Below are 12269 nucleotides of genomic sequence, written 5' to 3'. Positions count from 1 at the left end.
GCAGGTATCAAGTATGCGTTCAATCAGCGCGCAAGACCCGTAAGCCAAGCTGTTCGAAGGCCGTGAGATCTGCCTCGTTCGTTTCACTGTCCGTGATCAACATGTCAACTTCCCGTGCATCTGCGACATGCGTGAAGTCCTGAACCTGAATTTTACTGTGATCCGCCAGCACGATGACGGTGTCGGCAATGTCAATCATTTTACGTTTGACTAACGCTTGCAACGCGTTTGACTCGGTGAAGCCGTGCAGCGTATGAATACCTTTACATGAGAGGAAGGCTTTGTTGACGTGAAACTTCGACAACGAATCTTCCGCCATGGGGCCGACGTAAGACAACGAGCTGGATCGCAAAATGCCACCAGTGGAGATTACCTCGATTTTTTCCTTCCCTGACAACTCGAGAGCCACCTTAAGCGAATTGGTTAGGACTGTCAAAGGCATATCTGGCAATACATTTGCGAGATGCAGGGCCGTCGTGCTCGCATCAAGGATAATCCGATCACCGATACCGATAAACTGCAAAGCCGTCTTTGCAATCACTTCTTTTTCAGGTACGTGTTCAGATTCGCGAATCAGGTATGAAATCTCGTTTGTCATATCCTCATCGACACGCACTGCACCGCCATGACTTCGCCGAAGTTTACCTTCCTCTTCGAGCATGTGCAGGTCCCGTCGAACCGTTTCTTCCGTGACATCAAATAATTGACTCAACTCTTTGACACGAATACTCCCGCGTGCATGAAGATGCTGCAAAATTGCACGGTGACGTTCCGCAGGCAACATATTCTCACTTCCTCTTGTGAGCAAGGAGAGATTGGTTCTCTCCTTGCAAACGCAAATCAACAGATATCCACATCATATTAGCCTGGAAACCCCATTGTCGTAAACAAGGCTAAAGGAGCCTGTGACGTATCCATGCGCGAGTGCTGAACAATGATAGGTTTTGAAGAACGGATTCACTCCCGTAAGCGTTTTCCCTATACGTGTTCTCATTCCAAGCAAAATGGCCCGTTGCCGCGGGTGGATTACCACCCGCTTCCCCCGACTCCGCGCTCGCGGATCTTCTCGGCATAACCGCTCTCGAGATACGCACGCATCGGATCTATGGGCAAACCTCGTTCCTCACGCATCCTGTAAAGAAGCGGTGCGACATCAAACTCGAACGCAGTGCGCAGCGTGTTTTCAGCGCCTAGAACGTCGTTCTTCGCTTGCATTTCTTGCAATTCCTCGTGTTGGATCAGCAGAGCCTTCGCATACTGTGTTTGAATGTTGCACAGAGAACGAATCATCGCAGGAATCTTCGGCTCGATCACGTGGCTCTGGTCGATCATGTACGCGATTTCATGAGCCGTTCGCGACACCGTCGAATCCGCATCACGCGTTGCGTCGAGAATCTGATAGAAAATCAGGAACAGCTCATATGGATTCATCGCACCGACAATCAAGTCGTCGTCCGCATACTTACGACTGTTAAAATGAAACCCGCCCAACTTTCCTTCATCCAACAAATAGGCGACAATGTGCTCAACATTGGTACCCGGTGCGTGGTGTCCTGTGTCAACCAAAACTTGTGCCTGTTCACCCAACTTGTTTGCAGCTTGGAAAGCCATACCCCAATCTGCGAGATCGGTATGATAAAAACCGGGTTCAAAAAACTTGTATTCGATAAGCATGCGCATCCCTGGGTCAAGCCGGGCATACACTTCCGCAAGGGCCTCTTGTAACCAACGTTTGCGTCGACGAAGATGTCCTTGTCCCGGATAATTCGTGCCATCGGCAAACCACAAACTTAATACGTTGGAGCCGACCTCGCGCATAACATCAAGACATTCCAACATGTGAGCGACAGACTTTTTGCGAACGGCAGCATCTGCATTCGTCGCACTGCCGAGCATATATTCGTCATCTTGGAAGAGGTTCGGATTGACGGCGCCAATGCGCAGGCCGCGCTCCTCCACATGATTGCGCAAGGCTTTGTAATCTTCGACTTTGTCCCAAGGGATGTGAATGGCAACCGACGGACATGCGCCAGTCAGATGGTGAACGACGGCCGCATCGTCGATCTTTTCATACGGATTGCGCGGGACGCCCACTTTCTTAAACACCTTGAAGCGCGTCCCAGAGTCACCGTACCCCCACGACGGCGTCTCCACGGCGAGAGCGGACAACCGCCGTACGGCGGCGTCCACGTCAATTCCTCGATCGCGCTGTTGCATCTCAAAGAGTGTATAAGCCTGGTCACTCCATGCCTTCATTCAAACTCCCCCTTGCCGCATCAACGCGGGAATGCCGCAGCCACACCGCCGTCGATGGTCAACATACAGCCAGTGGTCTTGGCGGATCGGTTGGAAGCAAAGAACAAAATCCCTTCTGCAATATCATCGGTCGTGATGTTCACGTGGAGAATGGTGCGTTGACGGTAATGCTCTTCCAATTCTTCCGGAGCGATGCCGTACGCGCGAGCCCGTTCTTCGCGCCAAGCTGAGTTCCAAATATTCGATCCTTGCAGCACTGCGTCCGGCAACACCGTGTTCACGCGAATGCCGTGCACGCCGCCCTCTACCGCGAGGCAACGCGCCAAATGATTTTCCATCGCCTTCGCCGCGCTGTACGCCGCCGCATCCTTGCCTGCATAGATAGCGTTTTTGGATGTCACAAACACAATGGATCCACCGCGCCCCTGTTCGACCATACAGCGAAATGCCTCGCGCGACGTCAGGAAGTAGCCTGTTCCAAGCACGCTGACATTGCGGTTCCAATCCTCTATTGTCGTTTCCACAATAGGCGACGAGCTAGCCAGACCGGCGTTCGAAACGAAGACGTCGATCCCGCCGTAAGCCAACACCGCTTCTCTGAACGAGCGAAGAACCGCCGCTTCATCCGTGACATCAAGCGGTACACCAACGGCAGTACCTTCGCCAAATTGCGCATTTAGTTCCCGAGCCAAGCGATCCGCCGCGTCGGCAGCGAGATCGGCCACAACGATGTGCGCACCCTCAGCTGCCATGCGCCGTGCAGATGCGCTGCCGATGCCACCAGCGCCACCGGTGATGTAGGCGACCTTGCGTGCAAGCTCTTTCTCCGGAGGCGCAAGGGTCAACTTGTACAGCTCCAACGGCCAATATTCAACATCGAACGATTCTTTTTCATCGAGGGACACAAAGTTGCCTAGCGTGGTCGCACCGCGCATGACCGCGATGGCACGACGATATAAATCCACCGCCACGTTTGCCATTTTCTTGTTCTTACCGGTTCCGATCACGCCCAGCCCAGGTACAAGGATGACCCGCGGAAATGGATCGTGCATGGGTACGTCAAAATCGACATGGCGTTCATAATAGGCGCAATACTCATCGCGATAGGAAATCAGTCCTGCCCGCAACTTTTCCTTAAGGCCATCCGTACCGTCCACATTGGGATTCCAATCGACAAAGAGCGGCTTGCGTTTCGTATGAACAAGGTGATCCGGACACGCGGCACCGATCTGTGACAGCGTTGGCGCGTCGTGACTGCCCGCGAATGCCAGAAATTCGGGACTGTCGTCGAACGTGAGCACCGCGCCTTGCAACTCTGTGACAATACCGCGTATAAAAGGTAGAACTTCTGCGGCAACGCCCCGTCTCTCCGCTTCCGGCAAGGCCTCAATTCGCACACCGCCGAAGACGCGAGCGCGATCGACATGCTGTTCGATATACGCCGCCGCCTCTTGGATAATCCGCAGCGTGTTCTGATAACACTCGTCAGAAGTATTGCCCCATGTCAAAAGACCGTGTTTCTCCATCAAGACCAATTCGCAGTTGGGATGGTTCCGTACGGCCTCGCCAATCCGTTTCGACAGTGCAAACCCCGGGCGCATATAGGGAACCCAGACGGCACGGTCGCCGAAGAGTTCCTGCGCAATCACACGACCATTGTCACTGCAACAAATGGCAATGATGCTATCCGGATGCGTATGGTCGACGTGCGAAAACGGGAGGAACGCGTGCAACAGCGTCTCAATTGACGAACGCGGATGTTTACTATCCATCATGCAATGTGCCAAATAGTCGACCATTTCCTCATCGCTCATCGCGTCGCGCTCCATAAGCGGCAGGATCTCGTCAAGGCGCAACGCCGTAAAGTTTTTCTCCGTAGCTTCGGCGAGATCGGAACCGCTGCCTTTGACCCACATGACCTGCACTTCGCGTCCTAGGTGATCCCGCATCGTCGTTTTCGCAGATGTGTTGCCGCCTCCCCAATTGCATACGCTGCGGTCTGACGCTAAACGGCGAGATCGATCAACCAGTTCCTGCAAAACGGTAGAATCTTGTGTCGCGAGCATGTTTCGTCCTCCTTTGTATTGGTTAGATGACCTGTCTGGAAGCCGCCTGGCGACGGACAACTTGTTGGAACATCGAATACTTCTCCTGCCATGCCTCGGCATGTTGCGGGACATACAGCGATGGTGCAACCGAACGCAAGGCGACTTCTCTGGCTTCGGAGACGGAGCTACATTCGCCAAGTGCAACAAGCTGTAGCATCAAATTGCCAAGCGTACTCGCCTCCGCAGGGCCCGTGATCACGGGACACCCCGTCGCGTTCGCGGTAAACTGCGAAAGCAACGCGTTTTGCGATCCGCCTCCGACAATGTGTACCCGAGAAAAGGTCCACCCTGTCACCTCTTGGAGCTCCAACAACACCGTGCGGTACTTGAAGGCTAGCGACTCAAGTACACCACGCACGAGATCGCCGAGTTCTGTCGGCGGCCGCTGACCTGTGCGCACACAAATCTCACGAATGGTCTGCATCATGGATTCGGGATGTAACAGAAGTGGATCGTCAGGATCCAACACGAACGGAAAGGGTCTGGCCTGTTGTGCCGCATACAGCATCGTTTGAATGTCCACACTGCGGCTCCGAGCAAGTAACTCACGTTGGATCTCCTGAATGATCCAGAGACCCATAACGTTTTTTAGGAAGCGATAGTTGCCGATGCCCCCTTCGTTCGAAAAGTTGTAACGCTCCGCCAGTTCCGTTGTCACGGGCCGTTGGACCACCGTCCCCACCAATGACCACGTACCCGAACTAATATAGAGGCAGGGATCCTCGTGTTCCGGAACGGCAGCGACCGCAGAAGCCGTGTCGTGTGAAGCGACGTGCACAACCTTTGTGTTGCGCAGGCTTTCATGCACATTGCGCTGCGCCGGTGCCAAGTGCGACAGCACAGTGCCCGGTTCTGCAATGGTGGGTAGGAGGGCCGATGGTAGCCCTAGTTCCTGCAACAAATCGCTCATCCACGATTGCGATTGGGCCCGAATCATCTGTGTCGTCGTGGCATTCGTCCATTCTGCACGGATCTCGCCCGTTAACATGTAGTTGAGCAAATCGGGTAGCAATAAAAGGTTTGCGGCGCGATCGAACAAATTTGGATCTTCCATGTGCAGGCCGTACAGTTGAAAGAGCGTGTTAAACGGGAGAATTTGAATGCCAGTCTCCTGAAACAAGCGATGGGTGCCAATTCGCTCCACGACGACTTGCATCGCTTTGGCGTGATGTTCGTCGCGGTAATGTCGAGGCTGGTCGATAAGGCTACCGGATCGATCAATAAGACCGAAATCCACAGCCCAGCTGTCTATGCCAACGGCTGCTATGCCACCAACTTGTGTGGCGGGGTGCATGAATCCACTGAGCATGTTCTTATAGATGTCCTGAATATTCGTTTGCAACCGTCTCCCATTGGATATAGGAAGCGTAGAAAAACGCCCGTGCTCGGTAAGCGTCAAAGCACGACCATCATACTGCCCCACCATCACCCGTCCACTGGAGGCGCCAAGATCAACGGCAACCAAGTTCAGCATAAGCTCACCTCCTCGCGTCTCCACGGTCTTGAAAGTGCTATCACGACGCAATTATACATCAACGATCACGGTTTGTGTTTATTTATTTTTGTTTCTGTTTGAATTATGATGGTTATGGGGATATACAACTATAAGGAGTGTCCGTTGACATTGAAATCTTGCCGGGATGGAAATGCGTGTATCAGTGGGAATTCGGACGATCTCGTCGCTGAAGCCAATCTGTGAACTTGAAATTCCAGAGGACCATAAACAATAGAACGGGATAGCATAATCCGGAATACCACAGTTTCCAGTGATGATAATAAAAGAACTTCGATTTTAGTGCCGCGACTTCGTAAAGTAAACAAAACGCAGTCCAGCCAATCATGTAGAGCAGCCTCGCCCATTTACTCGCTTGGTACGGATAGTAGTTCAAGAAAATCGTGTTAACCGGGGGATACAGCAAGATTGGAAGGAACCCCGCCCATTGATATCCCTTGGCGAAGTAACCAAACAGATCCAATTTCCCATCCAAGATCATATCTGACAGGCACTCTGTCACCAAGGAAAACAGTGAGGCCGACCAAATCTGAAGCTTGGAGATGTGTTTGGGCATGAAGATAGCAACGATGTAGAACACGATAAGGGAAATCGTAAGAAAGGCCATCGACTATCATCCTTGCCCCATGTGAATTCTTCAAACGGGCGTTTTCCGTTCATAATCAGGATCCCCTTTATATCCCATTCTGATGCAACGAGATATCTTATCAAGGAGCCGCGCACCGCGGGTTATTGGTATACAGTTTGCACGTGATGGTTCGTGTACAAATCGATATCGGATCACAAATGAAAGCAGTGGAGAAATGCCATTGTATTATTAGCCATATGGCTATATGATGAACTCGACAAAACCGTTGGCGGATGGCAGGAAAGGTCAGTGAAAGTGATGGACGCCAATGCATGAAAGCGTCTTTAAGGCAATGTCTGACGGCACCCGCAGAAAAATTATTGAACTGTTGAAAGAGGGCCCGAAAACAGCCGGAGAAATCGCAAGCCACTTTCCACACGCTCAGCCGACCATTAGTCGCCATCTGAACGTACTACGAAACGCGAACTTAGTGGTCGATCAGCGTGAAGGGACGTACATCATTTACAGGCTCAACACAACTATTATGCAAGAGTGGTTGGCTTGGCTCCTTGAACACTTTGGCAGTGACAATCATGGCATATAGAAGCGAGCGCCTTCTGACTAATTCAGGTTCCGTTTCGTGCGTTTTGCAACGCCTAAGGCGCTCGCCACAGTCAAGATCATCTTGGTGGCGATGCTGTCGGCTTGGTGGCATCGGCGATTAAGGAAACAAACCAAATCTGCCTTGTTGGTTTCTATGGTCAAACCGTCGCGAACGATAGATGAACCCACCATTTTCACACCAGTCTTCACAATGAAACTCTCCATCCTCATCACAATATACGCGGTTCGCTATCACACTCCGCTTCTCCCACTAAGCAAAACCCGTGTAACTCCAAAACGAGGGCGCCCCATGCAAATCTCAGGAAACGCCCCACGAGATTTATAGCGATCGCGTTAACCCTGAATTCACGAGCCTTTTAAGCCTCAGCCGTTGCACGAACAATGGTTCGATGGTTCCATGAATAAGTGTCCACAGCATTTCCAGAGCGAAATATGCCATCGCCAAACTTGATAGCGTGAAAACGGCCCGCAAAACTCTTTCACCAATGAATTTTCTTGACCATGCAACCACTGCCGAGATACCAATACACCATACAAAGGCCCCGACAGCAAAACCAAAGAATAGAATTAATAATTTATCCATCACTGACATGCCCTGCAAACGAGAGGCAAATCCACCGCCTATACCTCCCCAAAAGGCGATACCAAAAGGATTAGCTAATGAAAAGATGATCCCTGTGATGAAGTCTCGTTGTTCCCGACCTACGTTCGCCTGCAAGTCAATGGGTTTGCGGGCATCCAGAAATGATAACCACGCCATACGCAGCAAAAAGGCTACACCGGTGATACCTAAAATGATTTGTACAGATACAAAATGAAACACGAGTGCAACACCTGTCAGACCGATGATTGCCCAAATCAAGTCACCCAAAAGGGCCCCAAGCTGGACGAGAAATGCTGGCACAAATCCCCGTTGCAATCCCCTGCGTAAGGCTTCGGTATTTACCGCTCCAGGAGCCGCACTGTACACAAAACCAAGCATACATGCTGCGATGAGTAATGTAACCAACCACAAAACCCCTTTCTTAGTTGTGGATACCAATGAGCAGGCAACACTTGCGTATTCAAAATCGGTCTCTTCGACTTGCTTCATTCTACACGCAGATCCAACCTTGTGATAACAATCGTGACTTGTGACCCTTCCATCCCCCTAGCTCACCCTACTCTTTTACCACTGCAATGCACAGACAAATATGACATTTCAGAAGACTACATTCACTGTTTGGACGTACTAACCCATCAAAAAGTTTAGATACTTAGATCAAGTAGTTGTGTATTTATAGACCCATTGCCAGGGCATCTCGGTGTTCGGCTCATACAACACATATTGGCGTCCATGCTCAGTAAACGTCCAAAGCCGCCCGTCCATGTCTCCATCAACAATACCGATTGAGTGCCAAAACGGTATACGTCTTGGCACTACTATTCCTGATTTATCCCCAGGAAGAAGCTTTGAAACTAAAATCAATTTGGTTGTCCCTGATACCAAATTTCCCTGCGCATCTTCGTGGAAATGTGGTAGCCAGAAGATGAAGTGTGCCCACCACAAAACCACCGTAAGAATTACAGCACCCATCAACCCAATGATCAATTTTACTACTTTTACCATCTATAGTGACCCATCCTTCGAACACCTTCTATTGCCACGGTGTATTTAACACCAGAGTTGCATAGTAAAACGCACAAACTCAAAACGACAATGGATCTCTTGGTCTTACTCATTCGGATTCGCTAGTACAAACGTATTGCCGTCAGGGTCTTTAAAAATGGCCTCGATTCCGCCCCAATTGGCTCTCTCTGCATCCTTCACAAAGTTAACGCCACGTTCTTTCAGCAACTTACAGGTACCAACCACGTCTTCACATGTAAAAGCGATATTTTGATAACCTCCGATGCGCTCTTCTTGTCCAGGAGGTGTGAACAGTACGACGTCTGTTTGCGCTCCAGGTGGTCGAAGCTGAATCCAACGGGTACCGTTTCCGAATGGTTGATCGGTCACAACCTCAAAGCCCAGTTTTTCCGTGTAAAATTGCAAGGCAACATCCTGGTTCGAGACAGGGATACTGACAAAACTCACTCGAATCATGTTCATCGTCCTTTCATGTTGAGTCCTTTCATGTTGAAATTGGTCGGCTCAGTTGCCCAGTCGTATCGTTTATGCCTGGTCGAATCTCAACGCCCTTACTGGCTTTATGTCAAACTCCTGCTTCATCGGTATTTCACACAACAGGGTGCAGACCGGCGTTAGGTCATCTGCCTCAACCAACAAATAGAAAACGTGATCAGGATGTCCCGCCACCGCGAAGTGAACTTTCACTCCTAATTCCTCACAGCGGTTTTGGAGGGATGGCATAAACTCCTGTAGTGCCAGTCGAATGTCTTGGTTGTATATACCGCAGTGATTCACATCGTGCCTTGCAGTCACATGAAACAGCATACTTGTCGCCCTCCATCTCACTCTATACAACGAAGTATACCATTCCAGAACTTGTTAGGCGGCAGCAGAGACAGAGACGTTGCAACCGATGCAATAGCGATATAGAGGAAAGGCGCGGTCATGCGATATTACATCGACCGTGGTTGCTCTTCCGAATTTGCACAAACGAGATTTGTAGCAATGACACTCCCTGGGCTATGGTGAATTACGTGAACAAGTCGGTTAGCTCAACGGAAAACCCATCGAGAACACTTGACCTTGCACTACCCGTCGCCTGCAAACTATCCAGTTCATATTGTCCCTTGTCATTTAACTTGTAGATAGAACACCGATACTCATTGGATTGACGATCCAGTATGCCTTCACCCCATATTGCATGTAGAGATTGAGCTTACTTACGAGGTCGCGCGATTGATGCGTGTGATTGAATAAACTCAGTATCTCGATGATAACAGTTGGTACGCCAACTTATTTTTGATCCGTTAGACCAGTCTTATCGCGAATCACAATGATATCTGGGATAACAACCTTGTTCCTAGTGATTTCGTCTTGATGTAGCTCGACATCAAATGGTTCGGAAAATACCTCGCAATGCTTGCCTTGGAGAAATGCGATAAGAGCCGAACTCAGGCGCATTGAAATGCGTTGGTGTTTCGTTAATGAAGGCGGTAACATGTAAACAACACCGTCAATGTATTCGAGTAACTCATCAGACGTTTCCCTCATTTGTTAGAACGCCTCGATAGAGATACATCCTCTCTGTAGTAAACTCATACCTCCCACCCGTTTTCACCGGATATAATATTACCATTTTATCACACTTCAATTGGCGCTATCTGACGGACTGACGTCAGGGTCCTGACGTTGGGGTGGCTTATGGTCTCAAAGTACGCAACAACGTATCGACGACATTTTCCCACCCATACATCCATCAGCGACTTGAAGGATGTATGGGGTTCATTTTCGTATGCCATTCGCATACAAACCGACCCTAGCCCGGCCCACCTCCTTGACGTTGGAATGCAACCTGTAACCGCCAAGCCAAACCTTGACGTTCAGTCTGGGGAAAGCCCCAATTTAGACCCCACATGGCGTTCGTCTCCCGCTGCTTGAACATATCCTCGTCAAGCCACGGAAGGGTTCTTGCATGCGGCAGCACATGTCTGACCAAGAACGCCGTGTGCTTTGGGGTGAGCGCATCACCGCCTTCTGCGACAACAGCCTGCTATCCGCTGCCCAGTTCTGCGCCTAACACGGCCTGCTGCTTGAGTAGCCGAAGGCGCATCAACAGTGCACGTCTATTCTGCCATTTAACGGCTTTATGCTGTTTCTGCGACAGTGGATATTCATTTTCGCGATCGCTATTGACCTAGCGACTTAGTAACCCATGCGGACGTAATCTACTCATAACCACCTCATCCACAAATCTTCCTGCACTTTTGATTGCACCCGTCTTTTTTCCTTCAACAACAAACCCATGTCGTTCATATAGAGCTTGAGCCCTCGAATTCGTTACCAGAACGCCAAGTTCCACTCGTTCTAACATTAGCCAGTTATCAGCTAAATCGATAATCTTCGTTATCAATGCGGTTCCAATTCCTTTGCTGTGATAATTCGAATCAACGGCTATATAAAATGTGCCTACATGAGACCTTCGTGCGGATAGCTGAACCACCCCCGCATGTCCCACAACATTTCCATTTAATTCGGCAACAAATTCGTGGACATTCTTCGGTAGAGTCCGATATCGCTCTTCGAGTTGCTCGAGGCGGTCACTAGGCAGCGAAATTATGTGCGGCATAACCTGATCCTGCATACAAATTTTATAAATGGCTTCAGCATCGCTAAGGCGAACAGGTCTGATTCGTAGCTCCATGCTGGTCATCCTCCTAGAGTCACTGAATATTTTTGCATTTACGCCTCTGTTAGCAACAGAAGGAATTGCTACTGCAATTATAAATTTAAAGCAAGTCGAATCATGTCGCGGCACTGTATTCCGTTCTCATAAATCGGCTCATCATAGTGGATAGTGAAAAAATCCCTGTCTACGCCAACGATTCGAAAACCGCATTTTTGATACAAAGCCAATTGTCCAACACTGGAGTTTCCTGTTCCCAGTTCAATCGTTTTATATCTCATAGACCTTGCAGTCTCAATTGCATGACGAACCAGTTGCTTCCCTATCCCATTATCATGTTTCTTTTCCACGACAGAAACATTCACAATCTCAACGGTTTGCGGACGCGTATCAATCAGCACATACACCCCAATAATTTCACCGTCAGATTCGGCCACGAAACACTGCCCACGGTGAATGTAACTTTCAACCACTTCTTTGGAAGGATCGGCAAGCAAAAGCAATGACATTGGGAATTGTTCATCTTCCCGTAATCGTCTAATTTGTATGCCTTCCACCAAAAAATCACGCTCTCCTTGCCTTCGACATTCTTGTTTGTTTATTCACTATAGAGCGGACACCCTAGAACAGAGAAGTTGTAAGTTTTAATATTCCGACATGACGACGATTGTTGCTCAGCCCGTTGCGTCTCTGACGGACTGGTAATATCTTCTCTCGGATTCAACCAGCGTTAGATAACCGATGGAGGAATGTACCCGCTCCCGGTTGTACCAGACCTCGATGTATTCGAAGATCTGCCGTATCGCTTGTTCCCTCATTTTGAACTTTTCCAGATGAACGAGCTCTCGCTTGATGACGCTGTGAAACACTCGATACACCCATTGTCAAAGCAATTACCCTTGCGG

14 protein-coding genes and 1 pseudogene are annotated in these 12269 nt (G+C 49.7%); 1 reads left to right on the top strand and 14 read right to left on the bottom strand.

The features are described from left to right. Nucleotides 1-19: 19 nt before the first annotated feature. The 6 genes from QMF38_RS09060 to QMF38_RS09040 all read right to left on the bottom strand — a co-directional run bounded on the left by QMF38_RS09060 (nt 20) and on the right by QMF38_RS09040 (nt 6484). Entirely contained in the window at nt 20-784 is a 765-nt protein-coding gene (locus QMF38_RS09060) for a DeoR/GlpR family DNA-binding transcription regulator (protein ID WP_281759230.1), read from the bottom strand. Between the two features lie 77 nt (nt 785-861). Next, complete coding sequence (locus QMF38_RS14855; RefSeq protein WP_390854385.1) at nt 862-957, bottom strand: sensory rhodopsin transducer; 96 nt, start codon at nt 955-957, stop codon at nt 862-864. A gap of 69 nt (nt 958-1026) precedes the next feature. Next, nucleotides 1027-2256, bottom strand: a complete 1230-nt coding sequence (rhaI, locus tag QMF38_RS09055) for an L-rhamnose isomerase (RefSeq protein WP_281759229.1) — start codon at nt 2254-2256, stop codon at nt 1027-1029. Nucleotides 2257-2276: 20 nt separating this feature from the next. Beyond that, on the bottom strand, nt 2277-4322 hold the full coding sequence (locus tag QMF38_RS09050; protein ID WP_281759228.1) for a bifunctional aldolase/short-chain dehydrogenase: 2046 nt from the start codon (nt 4320-4322) through the stop codon (nt 2277-2279). A 22-nt stretch (nt 4323-4344) separates the two neighbouring features. Beyond that, nucleotides 4345-5838 (bottom strand): rhamnulokinase, encoded by a 1494-nt coding sequence (locus QMF38_RS09045; RefSeq protein WP_281759227.1) that lies wholly within the window; start codon nt 5836-5838, stop codon nt 4345-4347. A gap of 181 nt (nt 5839-6019) precedes the next feature. Further along, on the bottom strand, nt 6020-6484 hold the full coding sequence (locus QMF38_RS09040; protein WP_281759226.1) for a CBO0543 family protein: 465 nt from the start codon (nt 6482-6484) through the stop codon (nt 6020-6022). Between the two features lie 289 nt (nt 6485-6773). On the opposite strand from QMF38_RS09040, the gene QMF38_RS09035 reads away from it, so the two are divergent. Then, nucleotides 6774-7049, top strand: a complete 276-nt coding sequence (locus QMF38_RS09035) for an autorepressor SdpR family transcription factor (RefSeq protein ID WP_281759225.1) — start codon at nt 6774-6776, stop codon at nt 7047-7049. A 17-nt stretch (nt 7050-7066) separates the two neighbouring features. On the opposite strand, the gene QMF38_RS09030 is transcribed toward QMF38_RS09035, so the two are convergent. From QMF38_RS09030 to QMF38_RS14845, 8 genes and pseudogenes are all read right to left on the bottom strand, one after another. Further along, nucleotides 7067-7258, bottom strand: a complete 192-nt coding sequence (locus QMF38_RS09030; protein ID WP_281759273.1) for a hypothetical protein — start codon at nt 7256-7258, stop codon at nt 7067-7069. Between the two features lie 130 nt (nt 7259-7388). Further along, on the bottom strand, nt 7389-8162 hold the full coding sequence (locus QMF38_RS09025) for a LysE family transporter (protein ID WP_281759224.1): 774 nt from the start codon (nt 8160-8162) through the stop codon (nt 7389-7391). A 168-nt stretch (nt 8163-8330) separates the two neighbouring features. Next, nucleotides 8331-8678 (bottom strand): hypothetical protein, encoded by a 348-nt coding sequence (locus tag QMF38_RS09020; RefSeq protein ID WP_281759223.1) that lies wholly within the window; start codon nt 8676-8678, stop codon nt 8331-8333. A gap of 105 nt (nt 8679-8783) precedes the next feature. Further along, the gene (locus QMF38_RS09015) at nt 8784-9155 is read right to left on the bottom strand and encodes a VOC family protein (RefSeq protein ID WP_281759222.1); all 372 of its coding nucleotides are present in this window, start codon (nt 9153-9155) and stop codon (nt 8784-8786) included. A gap of 556 nt (nt 9156-9711) precedes the next feature. Continuing rightward, nucleotides 9712-10232: pseudogene (locus QMF38_RS14850) on the bottom strand (Uma2 family endonuclease). A 643-nt stretch (nt 10233-10875) separates the two neighbouring features. Further along, on the bottom strand, nt 10876-11382 hold the full coding sequence (locus QMF38_RS09005) for a GNAT family N-acetyltransferase (protein ID WP_281759221.1): 507 nt from the start codon (nt 11380-11382) through the stop codon (nt 10876-10878). 77 nt (nt 11383-11459) lie between these two features. Continuing rightward, nucleotides 11460-11912: a GNAT family N-acetyltransferase gene (locus QMF38_RS09000; RefSeq protein WP_281759270.1), complete on the bottom strand. Its 453-nt coding sequence runs from the start codon at nt 11910-11912 to the stop codon at nt 11460-11462. Nucleotides 11913-12038: 126 nt separating this feature from the next. Further along, entirely contained in the window at nt 12039-12233 is a 195-nt protein-coding gene (locus tag QMF38_RS14845) for an IS3 family transposase (RefSeq protein WP_390854364.1), read from the bottom strand. Between the last annotated feature and the right edge of the window lie 36 nt (nt 12234-12269).

The organism is Alicyclobacillus hesperidum subsp. aegles (assembly GCF_027923525.1).
Classification (GTDB): domain Bacteria; phylum Bacillota; class Bacilli; order Alicyclobacillales; family Alicyclobacillaceae; genus Alicyclobacillus; species Alicyclobacillus aegles.
Note: the sequence above shows the minus strand (reverse complement) of the source record. Positions and strands in the feature narration are given on the sequence as shown.